Genomic DNA, 22,145 nt, shown 5'->3' with positions numbered 1-22,145 from the left:
AGCTTTCCGCTGGATCTTTCCCACCCGCCCCGCACCCTGTCGCTATCTGATCAGGGGAGCCTAGCCATGCGCCTATACATCTGCGAGAAACCGTCCCAGGCCCGCGATATCGCCCGCGTGCTGCAGGCCAACCGCCGCGGTGATGGCTGCCTGCAGGGCAATGCAGTGACCGTGACCTGGTGCGTGGGCCATCTATTGGAGACCGCAGCACCGGAGACCTACGGTGCGCAGTACAAGCACTGGACCTTGGAGGACCTGCCGATCATTCCAAGCCGTTGGCAGGTAGTTGCCAAGCCCAAGGTCGCGGCGCAGTTGAAGGTCATCGAACAACTGCTGCGCACCTGCAACGAGGTGGTGGTGGCCACCGACGCCGATCGTGAAGGCGAGATGATCGCCCGCGAGATCCTTGAGCGCTGCCGCTACCAGGGGCCGGTTTTGCGCCTGTGGCTCTCGGCTCTGGACGAGGCGTCGATCCGCAAGGCACTGGCCGCCCTGCGCCCGGGCGAGCAGACGCTGTCGCTGTATCACTGTGCGCTGGCGCGCTCCCGCGCCGATTGGCTGGTGGGCATCAACCTCAGCCGGCTGTTCACCCTGCTCGGCCGGCGTGCCGGCTTCGATGGCCTGCTGCCGGTGGGCCGCGTGCAGACGCCGACCTTGCGCCTGGTGGTAGAACGTGATCGGGTGATCGCCAGCTTCGTGCCCCGCCCGTTCTGGACGGTCGATGCGCAGCTGCAGGCCGAGGGCATGGTGTTTTTGGCACGCTGGCAGCCGCCTGCCGGCAGTTGCGACGACAGCGGGCGCTGCATCGATGAGGCCGTCGGGCAACGGGCGGCGCGGCGGCTGATGCAACGCGCCCAGGCGCGGGTGTCGAGCGTCGACGTGGAGCGAGTGTGTGAAGGACCGCCGCTGCCCTTCGACCTGGGAACCTTGCAGGAGATCTGCTCGGCCAAGCTTGGCCTCGGCGCCCAGGACACCTTGAACACGGCGCAGGCGCTGTACGAGACCCACAAGGCCACGACCTACCCGCGCAGCGACTGTGGTTTCCTGCCCGAGAGCATGCTCGATGAGGTACCGCGTGTCCTGCATGCCCTGACAGCCAGCGCGCCGTCGCTGGGGCAATGGCTGAAGGAGGTCGACCCGAGCCGACGCTCACGCGCGTGGAACAGCAGCAAGATCACCGCCCACCACGGCATCATTCCCACGGCGGTGGCCCTCGACCTGGATCAACTGTCCGAGCGCGAGCGGGCGGTCTACGGGTTGATTCGTGCCCGTTACTTGGCGCAGTTCATGCCCGACCATGAGTACCTGAAAACGTTGGTGTTGCTGCAGAGCGACGAGGACCAGTTGCACGCTCGCGGCAAGCAGATCCAGGTGCGCGGCTGGAAGGCGGTGATCGATGAGGCCGACGGCAGCGAACCGGGCGAACCGAGCCAGCGACTGCCGACGCTGCGCGAGGGTACGTCGCTGCCCGTGCTCGACGCCGTGGTCAACGCGCATCGCACCCAGCCACCCAAAGCCTACACGGAAGGTACCCTGGTCAAGGCGATGAAGACCATTGCCAACCAGGTTGCCGACCCGCGCCTGAAGCAGAAGCTCAAGGACAGCATCGGCATCGGCACCGAGGCCACCCGCGCGGCGATCATCCAGGGACTGATCGATCACGGCTACCTGGCGAAGAAGAAACGCAGCCTCGCGGCCTCCGCGGCCGCGCACACGCTGATTGAGGCGGTACCGCCGGAGGTCGCCGATCCGGTGTTGACTGCTCTCTGGGAGCAGGCGCTGGACCGCATCGAATCGGGGCAGCTGGACGTCGAGACCTTCCTGGCCAAGCAGGCCGCCTGGCTCACGCAACTGGTGCACAGCCACGCTTCGCTGACCCTACGCGTGCCAGCCGCCAAAGGCCCCGCGTGTCCGGTGTGCCGCAGCGCCATGCGCCAGCGCAAGGGCCGCACCGGTACCTTCTGGTCGTGCTCGCGTTATCCGGACTGCAAGGGCACCAAGCCGGTGGCCACCTCCAAGCGCACCAGCAAGCCGCGCTCCTCCTGAGCAGCGCGCGGCACCTTGACGCTCCTCGCCGAGGCTGTTGTAGTGAAGGCGCCCCATCGCCACCAGGCGAACCAAGACCGATACGCTCCGGGCAGCTCGGTCGAACCGTCGCGTTCGGAGCCATGCCACACCCCTTCCCCGTGATTGCTTTTCGGCGTCATAGATCCTCCAGGCGGATGACCCGTGCGGCTTGCAGCAGGCCCCAGGGGTCATCCGCCTCGGCGATGATGCTCAGCACCGGTGCCCGCCGGCGATAGACTGGGCGCCTTTTGTGCGCGGATGCGTGCCAGCAGTTTCCGATCCAGGCCACGACAAGGGTCGGTTGAACCAGGTGAATGACCGACGACAGTTTTGCGATGGACTTCGCGGTCACGGTACCGGGTCAAAGGTGGTCCTCCTCATCCTAGCCTGATGACCGTCGGGCTATTTTTTCGCCGGCTGTTTTCCACTGAAGACCATCGGCTTCCGGGCGCCGAACACCTGCCCAAGCCCCTGTTGACGCGGGGCTCACCTCGATCTATAGATGAACTGCACCTCGCTGTCGACGACAGCACCCTGGTAGCCAGAACCTTGAAGGCTACGCCCGTTGCGGGTGGTTCTCCCCCAGTGCGATCAGCGCTCGGCAGCTCGCACGGTCACCGATCCCTCGGTGATGAGCGCTCCTCGACCGGTCCTGTGACCACCCTTGCCTCCCCCTGCGGAACTCACCTCCCGCCAGGGCTGGTGGATATCCGCGTTTCTTGCAAACAGGAGATTCACCATGGCGACTGCAAACAACGCTGCACCCACCAGCTACTTCAACCTGCACACCCAAGGCATTGGCTACCTGAACCGTATTCGCGAAGTCCCGGTACGTCGCGGGCAACCGTTCATGGCCTGCGATATTGCCGCACTGCATGGTGCCTCGGATGACGTCGAATACACCCGCTTCGACTGCAAGGTCGCCGGCGGTGAAGCGGAACGTCTGATCCGCGAGCACCTAGAAGACGTCAAGGCCGATCGCAAGGTGCTGCTGGCCTTTCGCATTGGCGATCTGTGGGTCGACGCCTTCACCTATGAAAAAGGTGAACGCAAAGGCCTGCCGGGCGCCAGCCTCAAGGGTCGGCTGATCTTCATCGAGTGGATCAAGGTCGATGGCCAACTGACCTACAAGGCAGCACCCCGTGCTGAAGCCCCTGCTCCAGTCGAACCGGAGCAGCAGGCTGATGAGGCCGATGCTGAACAGGGAGCGCCAGCCGACACCTCCCGCGCCAGCACCGGCCGCCGTCAAGCCCCGGCTGCCAACAGCCGTCGCACCTCCACCCCGGCACGTCAGTCTGCCTAAGGCGATCGACCCACCCACCAGGCGCTCGCACGAGCGCCTTTTTTCACCGGTGTCGGAGGTTGCCATGGAGAGCTACTGGCTCTGCCAGGATTGCCTGCAGGCGGTGGCCTATGACGACTTCAGCGCGCTGTCGCTGTATTACAGCGAGGCTGAGGTCGACCAGCGCATCGCCCAGATGCGCGTCGCCCTGCAAGCCCTACTGCCCTTGAGTGCCGACTTCGATCCTGAGACCGGCATCGGCATCGAGGACTTTTCAACCCAACCCTGCGAGGCCTGCTGCAGTTGCTTTCACGGTACGCGGCATCGCTTCACACGGCTTTGAACTGCTGATACCTACCCAACGGGGGCTCTCCCCCTGGGGGCGCTCCTGCTTAACGAGGAATGTCCCATGAACACCACCCTGAACCTGGTCGACTCCGTCGATCCCGCCGTGATCCAGCGCGTCAACGAGGATGCGCTAATCGAGCAGGCCCTGCAGTTGCTCGACCGCCGCTATTTCCAGCGTGGCGAGCTGCTGATCCAGCCTGCCGATGCCGCTGCCTACCTCAAGCTGCGCTTGGCCCCCTACCGGCAGGAAGTCTTCGCCCTGCTCTGTCTGGACTCGCGCAACCGCGTGCTCGGCTTCGACCAGCTGTTCTTCGGCAGCATCGATGGCGCCAGCGTCTACCCGCGGCAGGTGGTCATCAAGGCCTTGGAGCATAACGCCGCCAGCGTGATCTTCAGCCACAACCACCCTTCCGGCTGCCCGGAACCGAGCAATGCCGACCGCGTGCTGACCCAGCGCCTGACCGAGGCCCTGGCCCTGGTTGAGGTCCGCGTCCTGGACCACATCATCATTGGCGAAGGCCGTCCGTTGTCCCTGGCCGAATTCGGCTGGATCTGAACCGTCATCCCGACGCCACCGCCTGCATGGGGTGGCCTCAACCTTCACTGGAGAGCAGCCATGCATCTTCTTACGCCCACTCCCTTCGTTCGCGGCTACCAATCCTTTCGCTGTGAACGCCTCGTCCAGATCATTTACGAGGACTACTGTGAGCCCTGCTACCGGCCCCTGCATGACTCGCAGGCGCATCTGCTGGACCATGACATCAACCGCCAGCCTTGCATATTCAACGATGACTTCGTGCTGATCACCCGAGGGCAAACCCTGGTCAGGGAAGCCGTCGGGCAATGCACTGACGACGGCACGGTGGTGGCGGTGGTCTACACGGTCATCGCCGACCAGCTTGGCCAGTCTGCCCATTTGGGTGACTATCCCAGCGAAGAGGCCGCGCAAGCAGTGATCACGCAGTTGACCTTTGCCACGGGGCACTACAGCCGCAGCTGGGAGATCAGCTCGGCGCACCTGCCCCCTGCGGAGTTCAAACTGCTGGAGGAGCGCACCTGGCGCGGCATCGCGTCCGGTTTCTTCGAGTGTTTCGAGCTGTTCGACAGCCATGCCATCGGCTGCAAGCTGTATTCGACGCCGTGGCAGGATGGCGGCAACGCCTCCGAGTGTGTCGCCAGCCGCGCAGAGGTCCTGGCGCGCCTGCGTGACGAGCAGGTACCACCGGTGCTGACCGAACTGTTGCTGCTGGCCGGGCAAGCCGACGTGCGTTTCCTGGTGTTTGATCCGGACGCCCGACGGATGCCCGAGCTACCTGTTTTTCCCGATGATTGATGCAAGGCGCCTACGGGCGCCTTTTTTATTGGGCGCGAATAGCCGTGGGCGGGAATCGCTTTATCGGTGGGGCGACAGCCGCCCTTTTCGCCATGGTAGCGGCAACCTTTCCTGAGACATCGCCATGCATCGCCCACTCATGCTCACGCTGGTCATTGCCGCCCTGCTGGCGGGCTGCAGCCATGCTGCGCCGCCGCCCCGCCCAACACCGGCCCCCAACAAGCCAGCGACACCCGCCAAGCCGCGGGTGCCAGAAACACTCCAGGCACCTGACTGGGTGCGGCAAGGTCGCTATACCCTGGTCAGCACGACGCCGACGCTGGAACAACGCCAACCGCTGCTGCAGATGGTCGAAGTCAGTATCCCGCCGGCGCTGCACAGTGATGTCGGCGAGGCATTGCGCCATGTGCTGCAGCGTTCGGGCTATTCGCTGTGTCCGGATGTCCCGCCGCAGGCGCTGCTGTTCAGCCGGCCGCTGCCGGCGGTGCACTATCAGATCGGCCCGATGGCCCTGATCGATGCGCTGACCATCCTCGGTGGACCGGCCTGGGAGCTCAGCGTCGACCCACTCAATCGCTCGGTCTGCTATGCGCTACGGTCGCCATCGCCGGCAGCACCGGTCGGTACGCTGGGGCTCGCCCCATGAAAGTACAGACCTTCCATGACCTGTTGATCGGCGGCCTGTGCATCGCCGCGACCTTGCTGGCAGCGGTGACCTACAACCATCATCAGCAACTCGCGGCCATGGTCGCGATAGCCGCACAGGCCCAGCCCGATCCTGCTCCGGCCCTGCGGCGGGACCTCGATCTGCTTCGCGAAGGTCAGGCAAAGCTGCAGGCACAGATGCACGACATGACCAGCCAGCAGCAGGCAGTCGCAGCCAGCCAGGCAGCGACCCAACAGCAGTTTGATCGGCTCCGCGCTGCAGTTGCCGAGCAGTCGAGATCAACAGCCAATGCCCCCAGCAGCGAGGTATTTGCGGCTTGGCAGCAACGACTCGACAAAGCCGAGGGTGAGCTTGCCCACGTGCAGGCCCAACTCGCGGCAAAAGCTCAACCCCGGCCCCGCGCTGAGCCCGCCCCGATGCCAAAGCCCAGGGTGAAAGCGTCGCCCCCTGCCGAGCCGCCGCTGTCGGTGCTGGGCATCGAGACGCGTGGCGGCGCCCGGTTCGTGTCAGTGCTGCCGACCGGAGCGCGCTCGCTGTCCGCCGTGCAATTGCTGCAGCCGGGCGAGAGCCTGGATGGCTGGCAGTTGCGTGAGATCCAGCGCGACCAGGCCGTGTTCCAGGTCGCGGGGCATGCCGACCGCAGCTTGCCCCTGCCCTGAGGACGCTGCCATGCGCCGTTTCGCTCTTCTCAACGTGCTCCTGCTGCCCATCTGCCTGCACGCTGCCGTTGTTGCCGCGGCGGAGCAGGAAGTCTCCGAATCCACCCCACGGAACAACAACATCACGCCACTGCAGCAGCACCAGACCGTTGCCGCACAGGCATGGGGGCTGACCGACGATGAATGGGCCAAGTTTGAACACCTGCAAAGCGGCCCCCGGCACTACTGGTCGCCGCAGCTGGACCCGCTGACCACCCTGGGTGTGGAGGCGGAGTCCGATCAGGAGCGGCAGCGCTATGCCGAGCTGCAGGTGCGTCTGGAAGCCAAGCGGGCCGAGCGCGAGTTAGCTTACCAGCAGGCCTACACCGCAGCGTGGGCGCGGCTGCTCCCCGGTCTGCAGCCCGTACAGGGCATGAGCAGCGTGGAAAATACGTCAACCAGCACCCGCTACGCGCTCTTCGTCGAAGAGCAGTGCCCAGCCTGCCAAGCCCGAGCCTTGCAACTGGTGAAACAGGGCGTGCAGCTGGATATATACCTGGTCGGTAGTCAGGGCAAGGATGACGTGATCCGGCACTGGGCGCGCCAAGCAGGCATCGCCGCGGCGCAGGTCAGCAGCGGGCAGATCACCCTCAACCATGACCGCGGGCGCTGGTTCGGTTTGGGCGCCAGCCGCCCCCTGCCGGCACGCTATCAACAGGTGGACGGACAATGGCAGCGCGTCGACTGATCTGCGCCCTGGCGCTGGGCTTTGTTACTCAGGCCAGCGCACAGGTAATACCCCCGCTGGCCTACCAGGTGATTGCCGCACAAGCCGGCATTCCCTCCTCGGTGCTGTTCGCCATTGCCTTGCAGGAAAGCGGTACCCGCCTGCGCGGCCAGACCATCCCCTGGCCCTGGACGTTGAATGTCGCCGGCAATCCGCAACGCTTCGCCAATCGTCAGCAGGCGTGCGCCGCCCTCATGCTCGAACTCACCCGCCAGGACCCTCGGCGCATCGACGTTGGCCTGGGCCAAACCAACCTTGGCTACCACCCCGAGCGCTATGCCACCGCCTGTGAAGCCCTTGACCCGCGGACCAACCTCGCGGTCACTGCCGCCCTGCTCAAGGAACACTTCGAGGCGGCCGGCGACTGGGCGCAAGCCGCCGGCCGTTATCACCGGCCAGCAGGAGGCGAGCCGGCCGCCCGCTACCGCGCGCAGTTCATCCGCCATTGGCAGCGGGTCGATGCATCGGCTGACCTACCCTTGGAGAGCCAGCCATGACACCGTTGCGGATACTTGCCCTGATGATTTCGTGTTTGTTGTGGCAGGGCGTGGCCGCCGGGACCTTGGAGCCAACGCCCTCGCGACCCGACCCACGCCGATTAAGCTGGGTCCTGCCCATCCACAGCGCTCGGTTGAGCCCAGGCCCGGTTGCGCCCCGAGAGCTGGAGATGCCGGGAATGACACCGTTGTTTCTGGTCGGGCAGGACCCACTTTCCCTGCAATGGCTGTCTGAACATGCCCAGGCCCTACAGGCGCTTGGCGCCAGCGGTCTGGCCGTGGACGTCGCGGACAGCGACGCGCTGCAGCGCATCCAGGCAACAGCGCCGGAGCTACCGATCTGGCCGGTCAGCGGTGATGACATCGCCGCGCGCCTGCAACTGGAGCATTACCCCGTGCTGATTACGCCAACCGCGCTGGAACAGTGAGGGCACACCATGACCGATCACGCGATGGAGTCCCTGCTGCGCCCTGCCGTAGAGCTGTACACCGTGGGCGTGTGCGCGGGCGCGGCGGCGCTGTGCCTGCACTCGCCCTGGGCAGTGGCACTCTCGCCCGAGATTGGGGCCGGCATGGCAGTGGCCTACACCGCCTTTGGCCTCAAGCGCCTGAATGAAGCCCGCGTCGTGCTGCGCTATCGGCGCAACATCCGCCGCCTGCCGCGCTACTCACTCACCAGCCGGCAGATCCCGGTCAGCAACAAGCGGCTGTTCATGGGTCGCGGTTTCCTCTGGACGCGCCTGCACACCCAGCGCCTGGTGGAAGCCCAGGACCCTGCCCTTGCTCGCTATGTGAATCAGTCCGCCGCCTACCAGTGCGCTCGACGCCTGGAGCGGGCGTTGGAGAAAGCCCCCTTTGCCCTTTCACGCCTGGCCCAGTTCACCGCCTGGGACAGTCCCTTCAACCCAGTACGGCCATTGCCCCCGGTAGGCGGCTCCCCACTGCTGCACGGCGTCGAGCCCCATGAAGGCGAGGCCAGCCTGCCGCTGGGTGAGCGCGTCGGCCATACCCTGGTGCTGGGCACCACGCGAGTCGGCAAGACCCGCCTGGCCGAGGTGTACATCACCCAAGACATCCATCGGCAGAAACCGGAAGTGGTGGTGGTCTTCGACCCCAAGGGCGATGCCGACCTGCTCAAGCGCATGTACGTCGAAGCGCGTCGGGCCGGGCGCGAAAAAGAGTTCTACGTGTTCCACCTCGGCTGGCCGGAAATTTCCGCCCGCTACAACGCCATCGGCCGCTTCGGCCGTATCTCCGAAGTCGCCACACGTATCGCCGGGCAGTTGAGTGGCGAAGGCAACTCCGCAGCGTTCCGCGAATTCGCCTGGCGCTTCGTCAACATCATTGCCCGCGCGCTGATCGAGTTGGGCCGGCGCCCGGACTATCTGCAGATCCAGCGCCATGTGGTCAACATCGACGCCCTGTTCATCGAGTACGCGCAGCAGTTTTTCGCCCATCACGATCCCCAGGCGTGGGAGGCCATCGTACAGATCGAGGGACGGCTCAATGAGAAGAACATCCCCCGGCACATGATCGGCCGAGAAAAGCGCGTGATCGCCATTGAGCAGTACCTGGCCGCCAAGCGCATCTTCGATCCAGTAATGGACGGCCTGCGCTCAGCGGTGCGCTACGACCGCACCTACTTCGACAAGATCGTCGCCTCGCTGCTGCCGCTGCTGGAAAAGCTCACCAGCGGCAAGACGGCGCAGTTGCTGGCCCCCAACTACACCGACCTGGACGACCCGCGGCCGATTTTCGACTGGCTGCAGGTGATCCGCAAACGCGGCATCGTCTACGTCGGTCTCGACGCCCTCACCGATGCCGAGGTAGCTGCGGCCGTGGGCAATTCGATGTTCGCCGACCTGGTATCAGTGGCCGGGCATATCTACAAACATGGGGTGGACCATGGCCTACCAGGGGTCTACAGCTCAGCGGAGAAGCTGCCGATCAACCTGCATGCCGACGAGTTCAATGAGTTGATGGGCGACGAATTCATCCCGCTGATCAACAAGGGCGGCGGCGCGGGCATCCAGGTGACCGCCTACACGCAGACGCTCAGTGATATCGAGGCGCGCATCGGCAACCGCGCCAAGGCAGGCCAGGTGATCGGCAACTTCAACACCCTGCAGATGCTGCGGGTGCGGGAGACCGCGACGGCCGAACTGCTGACCAACCAGTTGCCCAAGGTCAACGTGCAGACGCGCACACTGGTGTCCGGGGCCACCGACACGGCAGACCCGGACGCCCATACCGACTTCACCTCCTCCTCCCAGGATCGCGTCAGCAGCACTGCCGTGCCGCTGATTGAGCCCGCGCATATCGTCAGCCTGCCCAAGGGACAGATGTTTTCCTTCCAGGAAGGCGGCCAGTTGTGGAAGGTACGCATGCCGCTGCCGCAATCCTCCAATGATGACGCCATGCCCAAGGACCTGCAGGAGCTGGCCAACCACATGCGCGAGTCGTACAACGCCAACGCGGGCAATTGGTGGACCAGCGCTGGCGGCGCACCCACGGTTGATTTCAACCCCGAAACGCCACCGCCAACGCGCAAGCGCCAATACTGAATCACCGGATGAAATGCCACGTGCGCCGAGGTACCCATGGCGACCACGCCGGTCAACCAAGCACCTGCACCGCGAAAACCCGGGCTTATCCTCGCCACCGTCGAACTGTGCCTGAGGCTGCTGGGCGTGTTGTTGGGCTCGATGCTGTTTTCCATCGTGCTGGAGTTTGCCGGCATGGTGTGGTTTTGGCCCGATCAGGGCTGGCATCACAGTCAGGCCATTTGGCAGAGCGAGATGGGGTGGCTGAGTGCGAACTTCAAACAGTCCTTGATCGTTGCGCAACCTGCCGAGGCCGTTGGCCGAGTCCTCGGAGCGATCAATGAGTGGTTGTTCGTCAGCATCGGCTGGGGCGAACTCCAGATGCATATGACGAAGCTAAGCCAGGAGGACAGCATTCCAGGAGCAGCGGCTCTAATGTACGTTGGGTTGCAAGACTACCTGGTAGCGGCCCTTTTCACCGTCCTCACGTTTGTAGTCCGCGTCGCAGTGCTGGTGCTGTCTATGCCCCTGTTCCTCTTGGCGGCGGTCACTGGAGGGGTAGATGGGTTGATGCGACGTGACCTGCGAAAATTCGGTGCCGGCCGTGAAAGCAGTTTTGTCTATCATCGTGCCAAACGACTGCTCATCCCCCTGCTAGTCACGCCTTGGATCATCTACTTGTCCTTGCCCTGGTCTATCAACCCAACGTGGGTGTTGGTGCCCTGCGCCTGGGTGTTGGGCTGGATGGTGGCGATCACTGGGTCGACGTTCAAGAAATACCTCTGACTGCGGTGGCTCCATGTCCGCTATCAGCCGTTTGTAGTTCAAAAGTAAAGCGGAGGTACGCTAAGTGAACCTGCTCCACCCCGGGAACATTTCTGTGGCGCACCTCCGCCATTCCAGATCATGAACGTCAAGCGGCTGGCTTGAGCACTACCTTGGTCCAGCCCTCGTCCCGGGCATCAAAGTGCCCGTAAGCCGCCGGCCCCTCGTCCAACGTCAGACGGTGCGAGATAATTTGCGAAGGTGACGCGCGGCCATGATGGATCAGCTCCGCCAACCGGCGATTGTAAACCTTCACATTGGCTTGCCCCGTGCGGATTTGCTGCCCTTTAAACCAGAATGAGCCGAAGTCAAAGGCCATCTTGCCTTCCTTCGCTAGGTCATTCTTGGCTCCTGGGTCCTGCGGTACAAACACCCCTACCACCCCGATGCCACCCGTGGCCTTGGTGGAGGCGACCAGGTTGTTCATTGTCAGATGGTTGGCCTCATGGCCGTGACGATCACAGCACTGGTAGCCCACGCACTCACAGCCACGGTCGGTACCTTTGCCATGGGTAAGGTTGAGAATCTGATCGACTGCTTCTTTTTCCAGGGAATTGATCGGCGTAGCCCCCATTTGCGCAGCAAGCTTTAACCGATCAGGGTGGTTGTCGACCACGAACACCTGTGACGCACCTTTAATCATCGCCGAGTGAGCTGCCATTAGGCCCACCGGACCAGCCCCGTAGATAGCAATGCTCTCTCCAGGCAACAACCCTGCCAGCTCGGTAGCATGCCACCCCGTGGGGAAAATGTCTGAGAGCATAACGTAGTCGTCTTCGCGCTCCTGCGCGTCTTCCGGCAACACCAGGCAGTTGAAATCGGCATAGGGAACCCGGAGCAATTCGGCTTGGCCGCCTTGGTAAGGACCCATTTCGGCGAAGCCATATGCGGCACCTGCACTGCCGGGGTTAGCCGTGAGACAGAAGCCGGTCAGGCCTTTCTCGCAGTTTTCACAGAAGCCGCAACCAATATTGAACGGCAGGCAAACCCTATCGCCGACCTTAACGCGATCCACGCCCTTGCCTACCTCGATTACCTCTCCCAGATTCTCATGACCGAATACTCGACCGGTCTCGAATGAAGTTCGCCCTTCATACATGTGAAGGTCAGATCCGCAGATATTCGTGGTGGTGACCCGCACGAGCGCGTCAGTGGGCTTCTCGATACGCGCGTCTGGCACACTCTGCACACTCACATTTCGGGGCCCGTTGTAGACAATGGCTTTCATGTCGTTCTCCGTTGGTGTGGCCGAACAATTTGCTCGCTTACGAGTATCAGGCCCACCCACGCAGACATCGTTTCAACAGAGCGAGCAACAGCCTGACGAAAGGCCTTCAAGTCTTTTTTGTCGAGGGACTTAAAGGGCTAGGCAGGATTGGGTTGTCAGCATTCTTTGACCTGGCTGCCAGTGGACTAGGCAAGACCGGGTTGTCAGACCGTCCAGACTTGGGCGCAAGCGGACTTGGAGGCAAAGGCTCATCGACCTTAGCTGGGCCAGTACCACTAGCCAGCGGGCTGTGGGGCAATGAGTCCGGATTGTCTAGGGCTGGACCATTTTGATCCTTTGAATGGGTGTTCATGGCTACTCCTGAAATACCCGAGGTAGTTATTGTCTTGGAGGGGGGCGTGCCTTGTGGAATTCAAACTGTTTTGTGGCACACAATCTCGGACCTTTAGTCAGGCGCCCTTCTAGTATTTTTTTGGAGCCACTGTAGCTCTGCGTTGGTCGAACCATCACTGCCGGAGATATGCCACCGGCTTAATTGTTTCGATGAGGAGGTTCATATGGATCTTGGAATAACAGGGCGTGTCGCGCTGATAACGGGTGCCAGCGGCGGGATAGGCCAAGCAACAGCGCGACTGTTGAGCCAAGAAGGTGTCCTGCTGGTACTGACTGATCGTGATGAAGGCGCCTTGCAAACTGCGTTTGCCAACCTGCCCGGCGAACGGCTGTTGGTGGCGGCAGATGTCACAAACCAGCAAGCCGTAAACCAGGTGGTGGCTGATGGCGAATCACATTTCGGTAAAATCGACATCGTCGTGCACACTGCCGGGGTTACCGGTGCCAAAGGCGATCCTCTCGAACTCTCTGATGCTGACTACGAAGAGGCTTGGCAAACTGACTTCTTCTCCTCGGTGCGCGTAGCACGCGCCACCATTCCACGCATGCGTCCACGCGGGTGGGGGCGGTTTGTATGTATCACCTCGGAAAATGCCGCCCAGCCCTACTACGATGAGGCCGTGTACAACGTTGCCAAGGCTGCCCTCGCTGCGTGGGTAAAGAACCTCTCCTATAAGGAAGCCGAGCATGGTGTGTTGTGCAACACCGTGGCTCCCGCGTTCATCGAAACTGGAATGACCAATGACATGATGCGCAAGCGAGCCGAGCAGCTCGGTGTCTCTTTTGAGCAAGCGGTGGAGAGCTTTCTCAAGGAAGAGCGGCCCGGCATCGTGCAACAGCGGCGAGGACAGCCGGAGGAAGTGGCGGCGGTGATCGCGCTGCTGGTCTCACACCGTGGGTCTTTCATAAACGGCAGCAATGTTCGCGTGGACGGCGGGTCGGTACAAGCGGTGCAGCAATAGCCATTTTCTTGATAGCAGGACAAAAAACTGCAAATGGGCCGGCATTTTGCTATCGCTGAATTGGGAACGTCGCGCTGCCGAAACGGTCCAATGGGTGTCCAGCTATTTGGCAGATCGTGGCCGCAGCCTTAGGACTACTGAACTCCGGCAATCAAGGCCCATGATGAACAGCAGCCTGAATTCATTTCGCCTGGAGGGCGATATCGTCGTGGTCGAGGACGATCCATTGCTCAGAAGGCTCATGGGGGACATTCTTGCCGATCTCGGCGACACTTGTCATAGCTTCCAGAACTGTGACGATGCGCTGGTTTATCTTTTGCAATCGGGGGGTTGCGCTGCTGTGGTGGCTGATCACGATGTTCCGGGGCAGCTCCACGGCGCGGAATTTCTCGGCATGGTCGCGGATAAATGGCCGGGGACGCCCACCGTTCTGATGAGTGGCTTTGCTCTGGAGGACATCCCGGTGAAACCCGGGATCGTCTGCCTGGCCAAGCCATGGTCTGCCGAGAGTCTGATCAAGGCACTGGGATCGTTTGCAGCACCGGTCACGGATGGTTGAGTGTCAAGAGACGATTATGGATCAGTGGCACCGAAAATATCTTGGCAGTGGCGTTCAGGTATACGCATCTTTGCGCAACCTTCGCGAGGTTCGGTACCAACTCGACCGCCAGGTGACGCCCGACCGTGGGTTCATTGTCCTTCTTGATATTGAGCGGAACGACATGTCCGCGTACTTCCCACCTGGAAATGATCTTGTTGTGCAAGCGTTAGAGGCGGTTCGCTGCCCGCCACCGGGCGTTGCTTCCGAGAGGGTCAGGGAGTTCTCTCGCGAAGACTTTCCTATCAAGCCGGTATTTCTAGAGCTAAATTTGTTTTGAATTCAGGCGGTTGTCGCATACCTATCCAGCCCCTCACTCGTCCTCGGGCTCATCATCCGCCTCGTCGTCGGAAGGCTCAGCGCGTTCTTTCCGACTCTTGGCGGGATCGTTGACGAAAGGGACGCGATCGGGACCTTGTTCTTCCAAACCTTCTGTTTGTGGCTGCATAGTTGTTGCTCCTGATCAAGACCGCATGAGGAGATCAGCCGAAGCATCGTTTAGCGTTCCCGCTGCTTCACGCATGAATATCTCCACGGTTTTGGGCCCCACTCCTTCAAAGCTTAGTAGCCAGCGCTCGAAGTCGGCGACCCGATGAACCCCAGTGCACAACGCACGCAGTTGTGGTTGCAGTTCCTCGCTAACGCGTTTACCCAATACCCGCAAACGCCTCGCTGTGGATTCGTCATATCGCGCATAGCCGGCCTCGCCCAACCACCTGACGACCTGGGCATGACTGCACCTGGCTAATTGTTCCGGCGTGCCCACCTCCTCCTGGTCGACCAGCCGATGAAAAGCCTTAACCGCCACAGAGGTGCGAATCCGCTTGCCGATCAGAAAACTGGCCAGCAGCCATTTAAACAGGCCGTTGCCACCGGGCTCGTTGATATCAATACCCAAGTCCGCAGCGGTGACGGCGATCATGTTTGCCCTTGCATGAGAAAGCGGGTCAAGCTCTTTGCACAGGCTTCTATACCTGCCGGCAATACTACCTCGAAGCCATGGGTGTTCTCGGTGGGGATGGCGATACAACCCGCCCGGCCAAGGGCCCCTACGGCCAATATCGCACTGGCGTCAGAGGCAAAATCCACCAGCAACGCCGGTTGCGGCGTGTAGCCAGCCCGTTGCGTAGCGGCAATCAATGCATCGGTGACCGAACGGGTGTAATGGCCTTTTTCGTCGCCAACGACGACGATGGGGTTTGCCGATAGCTCGGTGCCATACTCCGTTGCAATCGGGCCGACTTCCACCGCAACGGCGGTACGACATGGCAAATGGTGTGCTGCGAACAGTGCCCCTGCGTTGGTTTCCTCCTCCATGGTGGTGAAGGCGAAGTAAGTGTCCTGGGCTAAGCGGCTTGGCGTTAGGGCAACCATGGCAGCCGCTTGCAGGACTGCTACCACAGGTGCGCGGTCATCCATGAAGTGCGCGCCAATAGCATCCTGAAGGTAAAACGGCTTGCGCCAGTGCTGGCTGAGCACCACTCGGGTGCCAGCTCGAATGCCTTGCTCCTCCAATTGCCTGCGGCTTTGCCGGGTGACCACGTGCACGTCCCGCCAGTGCACATTGCCATCCTGAACGTCGGCTCCCTGCGGCGATTGCCGAGTCACATGCATGCTGCCAAACGAAAGCACGCCAGGCAGCACGGCAGCATCGCCCAGAATATCGACCGGGCACATGCCGAAGTTGACCGGGTTGGCGCCGCCCAATGCGGTGACCTGCAATGAACCATCGTCGTTGATGGTGCGGACTGCCATGGCGATTTCGTCCAGATGCGCCATGATCAGCATGCCGGATGCCGCGGTCTGGGCATGGTCGGTGGGAGCGTTGGGCGCGCGAATCAGCCCGATCAGGTTGCCTGCATCATCGATCCAGGTTTCATCGCAATGCTCGCGCAGTTCGCGCTCGCAAATCACCCGCACCTCTTCCTCTTTGCCTCCAGGGCCTCTGGCATACAGCAGTTCTTCAAGTAGTTGCATAGGATGCATCATGGCTCCTTGAGTTGCCTTTACCTTCCGGAAAGTGAGCCCGCCACCAGCAATTGGATACTCAGGGCTGCCCGGCTCCCCCTGAGGCACCGAACACCTGACCGGTCACATACGTGGACGTAGCCGACGCCAGTTGCACGTACAGCGAGGCAATTTCCGCTGGCTGGCCTGGACGTTTGAGCGGCGTGTCACTGCCAAACGCTTTCAGTTTTTCCATGGTTTGACCACCACTGACCTGCAACGGGGTCCAAAACGGTCCAGGCGCAACTGCGTTGACGCGAATACCTCGATCCGCCAATTGCTTGGCCAAGCACTTGCTGAAGTTGGCGATGCCAGCCTTGGTCATGGAGTAGTCGAGCAGATTCTTCGACGGGTCGTAGGCATTGACCGACGCGGTGTAGACGATGGCGGCTCCCTCCGGCATCAGCGCAACTGCGGCCTTGGTGACCCAGAACATGGCGTAGAGGTTGGTCTTGACCGTCCAGTCGAATTGATCGTCTGGGATATCCAGGATCGAATCGAAGCTGTGCTGGCGGCCGGCGTTGCTGATCAGAACATCCAGCCCACCCAAGGCCTGATGGGCCTGCTGCACCAGGCTTCGACAAAATTCCGGGTCACGCAGATCACCGGGCAACGCCACTGCCTTGCGGCCGGCGTCCTGGATCAACCTCACCACTTCCCTGGCGTCCGTCTCTTCGGCAGGCAAGTAGTTAATGGCGACATCGGCGCCTTCCCGAGCGAAGGCAATCGCCACCGCACGGCCAATGCCGGAATCACCGCCGGTGATCAACGCCTTGCGACCGACCAGCTGGCCGCTGCCTTGATAGCTATGCTCGCCGTGATCTGGGCGCGGGCTCATGCTTCCTGCCAGTCCCGGCCAAGGTTGTGACTGTTCGGTAAACGGCGGCTTGGGGAAACCGCTCTGCGGGTTACGCAACGGCGCAGTGGCAGTCGCTGTCGCCGCTTGCGCCATCGAAGGTGCGGCGAAACCGACGGCGGCGGTTATGGCAGCACCTTGAAGCAGGTAACGGCGCGAGGGTTTGAAGTCTTCCATGAAAGTGCTCCTGACATTTAAAAGTTACTGGTTGGCTTTGTCTGGTTCGCCGGCCGGGGTGGCCTCGCCAGTGGGCGCATCCGGTTTTTGCATTTGCACGGAAGCCTTGCTGCGGTCAGCGCCCTGGGCAGGGTGATCAGTCTCATTGAAGCAACCGTGCAGCATGAAAACGCAGCAGGCCAGGCCGATCAGTTGAGTGGTTTTCATGATGGGGTCTCCTTGGTAAGCCGTTACCAAAAGGGAGAGCCGCACGGGCTTGAAAGTTCAGCTCAATTACAGTGCGTGGTTGGCCCTGAGCCCTGCGCGCCCAACGCCCCGCTGGTCGAGGTAGACCGAAATCCGACTCAACTTTTGCTTCGCCTCAGGGTTCTCAAGCACATACCCGCTGCAAGTTCCAGGAGACCCAAAGCATGCGCAACTATCCAAAACCACCGTTCCCCAGCCAGCCTCAAGCAGTGCCGGGATCGCAACGCAGAATGGACCCGGTGCCCGACTGCGGTGAGCAAAGCTACCAAGGCAGCGGCAAGTTGGCAGGCAAGATTGCACTCATCACCGGCGCCGACAGCGGCATTGGCCGTGCCGTGGCGATCGCTTTTGCCCGTGAGGGCGCAGACGTTGCCGTCGCCTACCTGGACGAGCACGAAGATGCCCGAGAGACTGCGCGTTGGGTGGAAGCCGCTGGCCGCCAGTGCTTGCTGTTGCAAGGCGATGTAGCGAAGAAACAGGTTTGCCAGCAACTGGTCGACGATACGGTGGCCCGCTTTGGGCGCATTGATGTGCTGGTCAACAACGCTGCCTTTCAGATGACCCACGAACGCTTCGAGGACATCACGGATGAGGAATGGGTAAAGACTTTCGATATCAACATTACCGCCATGTTTCGTATCTGCCAGGCCGCCGTGCCCTTCATGTCGGCGGGCGCCTCAATCATCAACACCAGCTCGGTTAATTCCGACACCCCCAAGCCGACGCTGCTTGCCTATGCGACAACGAAAGGCGCCATCGCCAACTTCAGCGCCGGCTTGGCGCAGTTACTTGGAGAACGAGGCATACGGGTCAACAGCGTTGCACCGGGCCCCATCTGGACGCCACTGATCGTGGCCACCATGCCTGATGAAGAGGTGACTCAGTTCGGTTCCCAGACACCGTTGGGGCGCCCTGGCCAACCCGTGGAAGCCGCGCCGATTTATGTGCTGCTGGCCTCGGACGAAGGTAGCTACATCTCCGGCACCCGCTACGGCGTTACTGGTGGCAAGCCCATCCTATGATCGATTGGGTGCAATGGCCGGCGATGGCGGTCACTATTTTTGCCGCCTGGTTCACCGGCTCCACTCAGGCCAGGCGGCGCATCATCGGTTTTTGGTGTTTCATACTCAGCAATGCACTCTGGGTGATTTGGGGCTGGCATGATCATGCCTACGCGCTGATCGCGCTGGAGGTGGCGCTGGGCGCAATGAACTTACGAGGGTTCAAGAAAAATCTGGGCATGCGCCAAGATGGGGTTAAAGAGGCAAGCCGACGATGAATATACCGTTGAAGCAACGGTGTATTTGACGCTGGCAGAGTCGGAGGGCCCGTTTGGGCACGGGATTGCCAACATTCCCTTTTCCCAAGCCTGCGGACGTCATCTTTGGACCTTCTAACGCCCGTCACTAGTGGCCGCTATCGGCCCAGAGTGTGTAAAAACATCAACCGCGCTATCGCTACCGAATTTAAATGGTAAGGAATGCCAACGTTTCAAGGTCGATCTCACCGTAGCTCCCCAAATCACCCTTGTAGAGCCTGATCCTAGAGACCCCAAGCTCCGCCCGCAGGAAAGTGACGAGCTGTCCAAGGTTGCCGTTGGCCTGCGCCGTGGTCGGACTTACGACAGTCGCACGCCCTGGCTCGTCGTCGTAAGTTCTGACCAGGAACATATCCCCATCGTTCTGCACGCTGTAATTGTAGCCACGATACTCATACCCTAAATCGTGGTCGACATCGTCAAAACGGGTAGATTTCACTATCTTCACAGCAGCATCCAATATTCGAGTTCCACAAGAGGATCGTCTCGTGAAGCGCTTTGTTCAAGGGGAGCATAGAGGTCAAGGAACCTTACTTCCCCAAAGCCTCGATGACTACGTCAGCGATACCAATCCGGTGCGCGTAGTCGACGTCTTTGTCGACGAACTCGACCTGGTCAAGCTGGGTTTTGAAGGCGCCATACCGGCCGATACTGGCCGGCCTGCTTATCATCCCGCAATCATGCTGAAGATCTACATCTACGGCTATCTCAACCGCATTCAGTCAAGCCGGCGTCTGGAGCGAGAGGCCCAGCGCAACGTTGAGCTGATGTGGCTGACCGGCCGCTTGATGCCCGATTTCAAGACCATTGCCAACTTCCGAAAAGACAACAGCAAATCCATCCGCGGTGTCTGCCGGCAGTTCGTCGTGCTGTGCCAGCAGCTGGGACTGTTCGAAGAAAACCTGGTTGCCATCGACGGTAGCAAGTTCAAGGCCGTCAACAATCGCGACCGCAACTTCACCAGCGCCAAGTTGCAACGGCGAATGGAAGAAATTGAATCGAGCATCAACCGGTATCTGACTGCGCTCGACCAAGCCGATCGGCAAGAACCCGCGGCCGCGCAGCCCAAGGCTGCGCGACTGGGAGAAAAAATCGCCAAGCTTAAGGCTCAGATGAAAGAACTTCAGGCGATCGAAGTTCGGCTCAACGACTCGCCGGACAAACAGGTCTCACTGACCGATCCGGACGCCCGCTCCATGATGACGCGTGGCACTGGAATCGTGGGCTACAACGTGCAAACAGCGGTCGATACCCAGCACCATTTGATCGTTGCGCACGAGGTCACCAATACCGGCTCCGACCGCGATCAACTCAGCTCAATGGCCAAGCAGGCCCGCGAGGCGATGGCATCAGAAATGCTGTCGGTAGTGGCTGACCGAGGTTACTTCAAAAGCGAAGAAATCCTGGCCTGTCACGATGCAGGTATCACCGCCTATGTGCCCAAGCCGATGACCTCTGGAGCCAAGGCTGACGGGCGTTTCAACAATGGCGCCTTCATCTACGAGGCTTCAAAAAATGAATACATTTGTCCCGCTGGAGAGGCATTGATTTGGCGTTTTTCCAGCATTGAAAAAGGCCTGAAGTTACACCGGTACTGGAGTTCGAAATGCCAAGGCTGTGCCTTGAAATCGCAGTGCACACCGAGCACAGAACGACGAATTCGACGCTGGGAACATGAAGCTGTATTGGAGGAAATGCAGAACCGGCTGAGCAAATCACCGGAGATGATGCGAGTCCGAAAGCGGACGGTTGAGCATCCCTTCGGGACGCTCAAACAATGGATGGGTGCGACGCACTTTCTGACTCGAAAGCTGGCCGGAGTGAGCGCGGAGATGAGCTTGAATGTGCTCGCCTACAATTTGAAAAGGGTCATGAAAATCATCGGCACTAACGGTTTGATGAAAGCGCTGTCGGCGTAAGAAAGGCTATTCCGGCCCATCCGAGAGGCTGTAAAACAGGGTTGACGTGCTCCAGGTCGCTACCGATGCGACCCGCGTCATTTACCGTGCGAACGAACGTCGATGCTCCAGGACGATGAGGCCCATGAGCGTTTTTACACACTCTGGGCCAATAGCTGACCTCAGCGAATGACAGCTTTGGGTCGGAACCGGCCGGTCACCACAGGCCCATTTCGGCCAACTGCAGCCGTTGCGATTATGCACAGTCAGTAGAAAAGGGGAGCGTTGGCACTACAACCTCATTGATCTGAGCCACTACCGCTTAAGGTAATAGCGGCCTACCAGCCTGCTGCTGGCGATTCGACTTAACTGCACGGAGCCCGCATTTCTCCGGTTTCGACACTGCATTGGGACATCAAAAGCGACCAGGTTCGGATCAATATCCTTCAAGCGAAAAATTCACAAGTCAGTCACGGTGATGCCAGACATGTCTTGGATTACTTGTGATGATATTTCCTTTGATACCGAGCCTCTGTTTTCTCGCTGTCCTGCTCCCGCTTCCCACCTTGGCGCAAGAGGGGGTAGAGGCACGCGACCTGGGGTTGATCGTCAACCAGCTAGACGCCATCGCTGGACTGGCTGACCGATCAAAGCTTACTGCGTCTGCCGCTGGTGAATCACGCTATCGCTTCGACTACGGGCAACTCGCCCAAGACCTTCAGCGAATACGCCAGGGCGTTAACGACTACCTGACGCCCTCACGCGCACAACCCAACGAACTCACCCAGTTATCTGGTTCTTACCGCGCCAACGAGCCAGCGGCGGGCACAAGCCATGAGCATGACTGACACCCAGATCAACGCATTCACTGCGGCTGCCGGCTTTGCGCCACAACTCAGTTCGGTGCTCTGGCGTTCGACAGTCTTAGTGCTGGCATTGCTGTGGTGCGCCTGGGCGCTGTGGACGGGCTACCGGGGTTGGGCGGCCGGTAACCTCAGCTTCGGTGCCCTCGGCGGGAGCACGGCCCGTCTCGCGCTTGCCCTGATCGTCTTGATGTTTTTCATGCTGTCCTGACCGCAGGAGACCCTAGCCATGCCCCTTAGCCTATTTCGTCCCGTCCGCTTCATCCACCTACGCCAGCGCCTGCAGCAAGACTTGCTGGGCAGCCTGCTGATTTTGATGTCGAGCCTGGCCTTCGCCGATCTCCCAACCATGGAGGCGCCCTCACGCGGCGAAGGGACTGGGCTGATCGAGACCATTAAGAACTACGCCTACGACGGCGGCATTTTGCTGGGCCTGTTGATCGCCCTCCTCGCCTTTCTCGGTGTGGCTTGGCACTCACTGACGGTCTATGCCGACGTACAGAACCAGCGTAAGACCTGGAAGGATCTGGGCGCGGTCGTCGGTGTCGGTGCGCTGCTGGTGGTGGTCATCATCTGGTTCCTGACCAAAGCCGCTGCCATCCTGTGAGGTCG

General features: G+C 61.0%; 27 protein-coding genes. 20 read left to right on the top strand and 7 right to left on the bottom strand.

The features are described from left to right. Window positions 1-66 precede the first annotated feature (66 nt). The 12 genes from HWQ56_RS10575 to HWQ56_RS10520 all read left to right on the top strand — a co-directional run bounded on the left by HWQ56_RS10575 (window position 67) and on the right by HWQ56_RS10520 (window position 10,948). Window positions 67-2,046: a DNA topoisomerase III gene (locus HWQ56_RS10575; RefSeq protein ID WP_176570421.1), complete on the top strand. Its 1,980-nt coding sequence runs from the start codon at window positions 67-69 to the stop codon at window positions 2,044-2,046. Between the two features lie 760 nt (window positions 2,047-2,806). After that, entirely contained in the window at window positions 2,807-3,370 is a 564-nt protein-coding gene (locus HWQ56_RS10570; RefSeq protein WP_176570420.1) for an STY4534 family ICE replication protein, read from the top strand. Between the two features lie 64 nt (window positions 3,371-3,434). Beyond that, entirely contained in the window at window positions 3,435-3,692 is a 258-nt protein-coding gene (locus HWQ56_RS10565) for a hypothetical protein (RefSeq protein WP_176570419.1), read from the top strand. A gap of 66 nt (window positions 3,693-3,758) precedes the next feature. Next, window positions 3,759-4,253 (top strand): JAB domain-containing protein, encoded by a 495-nt coding sequence (locus HWQ56_RS10560; RefSeq protein ID WP_176570418.1) that lies wholly within the window; start codon window positions 3,759-3,761, stop codon window positions 4,251-4,253. 60 nt (window positions 4,254-4,313) lie between these two features. Then, window positions 4,314-5,030, top strand: coding sequence for a DUF5983 family protein (locus HWQ56_RS10555; protein WP_176570417.1), 717 nt, complete (start codon window positions 4,314-4,316; stop codon window positions 5,028-5,030). Between the two features lie 124 nt (window positions 5,031-5,154). Continuing rightward, a complete protein-coding gene (gene pilL2 / locus HWQ56_RS10550; RefSeq protein WP_176570416.1) occupies window positions 5,155-5,676 on the top strand; it encodes a PFGI-1 class ICE element type IV pilus protein PilL2 in 522 nt (173 codons plus the stop codon). Further along, complete coding sequence (locus HWQ56_RS10545) at window positions 5,673-6,356, top strand: hypothetical protein (RefSeq protein ID WP_176570415.1); 684 nt, start codon at window positions 5,673-5,675, stop codon at window positions 6,354-6,356. The genes pilL2 and HWQ56_RS10545 overlap by 4 nt, the downstream gene beginning before the upstream one ends. A gap of 10 nt (window positions 6,357-6,366) precedes the next feature. After that, window positions 6,367-7,083 (top strand): TIGR03759 family integrating conjugative element protein, encoded by a 717-nt coding sequence (locus tag HWQ56_RS10540; protein WP_176570414.1) that lies wholly within the window; start codon window positions 6,367-6,369, stop codon window positions 7,081-7,083. Beyond that, window positions 7,065-7,619 carry a lysozyme family protein gene (locus HWQ56_RS10535; RefSeq protein ID WP_176570413.1) on the top strand — a complete coding sequence of 185 codons (555 nt, stop codon included), beginning with the start codon at window positions 7,065-7,067 and terminating at the stop codon, window positions 7,617-7,619. Before HWQ56_RS10540 ends, HWQ56_RS10535 begins: the two co-directional genes overlap by 19 nt. Continuing rightward, window positions 7,616-8,047 carry an integrating conjugative element protein gene (locus HWQ56_RS10530; RefSeq protein WP_342366180.1) on the top strand — a complete coding sequence of 144 codons (432 nt, stop codon included), beginning with the start codon at window positions 7,616-7,618 and terminating at the stop codon, window positions 8,045-8,047. Before HWQ56_RS10535 ends, HWQ56_RS10530 begins: the two co-directional genes overlap by 4 nt. A gap of 9 nt (window positions 8,048-8,056) precedes the next feature. Further along, complete coding sequence (traD, locus tag HWQ56_RS10525) at window positions 8,057-10,183, top strand: type IV conjugative transfer system coupling protein TraD (protein WP_176570411.1); 2,127 nt, start codon at window positions 8,057-8,059, stop codon at window positions 10,181-10,183. Window positions 10,184-10,219: 36 nt separating this feature from the next. Further along, on the top strand, window positions 10,220-10,948 hold the full coding sequence (locus HWQ56_RS10520; protein ID WP_176570410.1) for a TIGR03747 family integrating conjugative element membrane protein: 729 nt from the start codon (window positions 10,220-10,222) through the stop codon (window positions 10,946-10,948). A 127-nt stretch (window positions 10,949-11,075) separates the two neighbouring features. Here the strand turns inward: HWQ56_RS10520 and HWQ56_RS10515 are convergent, their stop codons facing one another. After that, window positions 11,076-12,215, bottom strand: coding sequence for a glutathione-independent formaldehyde dehydrogenase (locus tag HWQ56_RS10515; protein ID WP_176570409.1), 1,140 nt, complete (start codon window positions 12,213-12,215; stop codon window positions 11,076-11,078). 557 nt (window positions 12,216-12,772) lie between these two features. On the opposite strand from HWQ56_RS10515, the gene HWQ56_RS10510 reads away from it, so the two are divergent. Together HWQ56_RS10510 and HWQ56_RS10505 are read left to right on the top strand one after the other, a co-directional pair. Next, window positions 12,773-13,570 (top strand): SDR family NAD(P)-dependent oxidoreductase, encoded by a 798-nt coding sequence (locus HWQ56_RS10510; RefSeq protein ID WP_176570408.1) that lies wholly within the window; start codon window positions 12,773-12,775, stop codon window positions 13,568-13,570. A 160-nt stretch (window positions 13,571-13,730) separates the two neighbouring features. Next, complete coding sequence (locus HWQ56_RS10505) at window positions 13,731-14,129, top strand: response regulator (RefSeq protein WP_176570407.1); 399 nt, start codon at window positions 13,731-13,733, stop codon at window positions 14,127-14,129. 352 nt (window positions 14,130-14,481) lie between these two features. Here the strand turns inward: HWQ56_RS10505 and HWQ56_RS29225 are convergent, their stop codons facing one another. The 5 genes from HWQ56_RS29225 to HWQ56_RS10485 all read right to left on the bottom strand — a co-directional run bounded on the left by HWQ56_RS29225 (window position 14,482) and on the right by HWQ56_RS10485 (window position 17,415). Next, window positions 14,482-14,616: a hypothetical protein gene (locus tag HWQ56_RS29225; protein ID WP_280634421.1), complete on the bottom strand. Its 135-nt coding sequence runs from the start codon at window positions 14,614-14,616 to the stop codon at window positions 14,482-14,484. 15 nt (window positions 14,617-14,631) lie between these two features. Beyond that, the gene (locus HWQ56_RS10500) at window positions 14,632-15,090 is read right to left on the bottom strand and encodes an HhH-GDP family DNA glycosylase (protein WP_176570406.1); all 459 of its coding nucleotides are present in this window, start codon (window positions 15,088-15,090) and stop codon (window positions 14,632-14,634) included. Beyond that, window positions 15,087-16,145, bottom strand: coding sequence for a zinc-binding metallopeptidase family protein (locus HWQ56_RS10495; RefSeq protein WP_245217830.1), 1,059 nt, complete (start codon window positions 16,143-16,145; stop codon window positions 15,087-15,089). Before HWQ56_RS10495 ends, HWQ56_RS10500 begins: the two co-directional genes overlap by 4 nt. 70 nt (window positions 16,146-16,215) lie before the next feature. Beyond that, window positions 16,216-17,208, bottom strand: a complete 993-nt coding sequence (locus HWQ56_RS10490; RefSeq protein WP_176570404.1) for an SDR family oxidoreductase — start codon at window positions 17,206-17,208, stop codon at window positions 16,216-16,218. A 24-nt stretch (window positions 17,209-17,232) separates the two neighbouring features. Further along, window positions 17,233-17,415 (bottom strand): hypothetical protein, encoded by a 183-nt coding sequence (locus HWQ56_RS10485; protein ID WP_176570403.1) that lies wholly within the window; start codon window positions 17,413-17,415, stop codon window positions 17,233-17,235. Window positions 17,416-17,618: 203 nt separating this feature from the next. Between HWQ56_RS10485 and HWQ56_RS10480 the strand changes: the two genes are divergently transcribed. Together HWQ56_RS10480 and HWQ56_RS10475 are read left to right on the top strand one after the other, a co-directional pair. Beyond that, window positions 17,619-18,476: an SDR family oxidoreductase gene (locus HWQ56_RS10480; protein ID WP_176570402.1), complete on the top strand. Its 858-nt coding sequence runs from the start codon at window positions 17,619-17,621 to the stop codon at window positions 18,474-18,476. Then, the gene (locus HWQ56_RS10475; RefSeq protein WP_176570401.1) at window positions 18,473-18,733 is read left to right on the top strand and encodes a hypothetical protein; all 261 of its coding nucleotides are present in this window, start codon (window positions 18,473-18,475) and stop codon (window positions 18,731-18,733) included. Before HWQ56_RS10480 ends, HWQ56_RS10475 begins: the two co-directional genes overlap by 4 nt. Window positions 18,734-18,920: 187 nt before the next feature. Here HWQ56_RS10475 and HWQ56_RS10470 read toward each other — a convergent pair whose 3' ends face one another. Next, the gene (locus tag HWQ56_RS10470) at window positions 18,921-19,220 is read right to left on the bottom strand and encodes a hypothetical protein (RefSeq protein ID WP_245217829.1); all 300 of its coding nucleotides are present in this window, start codon (window positions 19,218-19,220) and stop codon (window positions 18,921-18,923) included. A 40-nt stretch (window positions 19,221-19,260) separates the two neighbouring features. Here HWQ56_RS10470 and HWQ56_RS10465 point away from each other — a divergent pair, with 40 nt between their 5' ends. The 4 genes from HWQ56_RS10465 to HWQ56_RS10450 all read left to right on the top strand — a co-directional run bounded on the left by HWQ56_RS10465 (window position 19,261) and on the right by HWQ56_RS10450 (window position 22,140). Beyond that, the gene (locus HWQ56_RS10465) at window positions 19,261-20,691 is read left to right on the top strand and encodes an IS1182 family transposase (protein WP_176570400.1); all 1,431 of its coding nucleotides are present in this window, start codon (window positions 19,261-19,263) and stop codon (window positions 20,689-20,691) included. Window positions 20,692-21,176: 485 nt separating this feature from the next. Further along, window positions 21,177-21,518, top strand: coding sequence for an integrative conjugative element protein, RAQPRD family (locus HWQ56_RS29405; protein WP_176570399.1), 342 nt, complete (start codon window positions 21,177-21,179; stop codon window positions 21,516-21,518). Continuing rightward, a complete protein-coding gene (locus tag HWQ56_RS10455; RefSeq protein ID WP_176570398.1) occupies window positions 21,505-21,744 on the top strand; it encodes a TIGR03758 family integrating conjugative element protein in 240 nt (79 codons plus the stop codon). The genes HWQ56_RS29405 and HWQ56_RS10455 overlap by 14 nt, the downstream gene beginning before the upstream one ends. 18 nt (window positions 21,745-21,762) lie before the next feature. Then, window positions 21,763-22,140: a TIGR03745 family integrating conjugative element membrane protein gene (locus HWQ56_RS10450; protein ID WP_176570397.1), complete on the top strand. Its 378-nt coding sequence runs from the start codon at window positions 21,763-21,765 to the stop codon at window positions 22,138-22,140. Window positions 22,141-22,145: the final 5 nt, after the last annotated feature.

The organism is Pseudomonas eucalypticola (genome assembly GCF_013374995.1).
GTDB lineage: Bacteria > Pseudomonadota > Gammaproteobacteria > Pseudomonadales > Pseudomonadaceae > Aquipseudomonas > Aquipseudomonas eucalypticola.
Note: the sequence above shows the minus strand (reverse complement) of the source record. Positions and strands in the feature narration are given on the sequence as shown.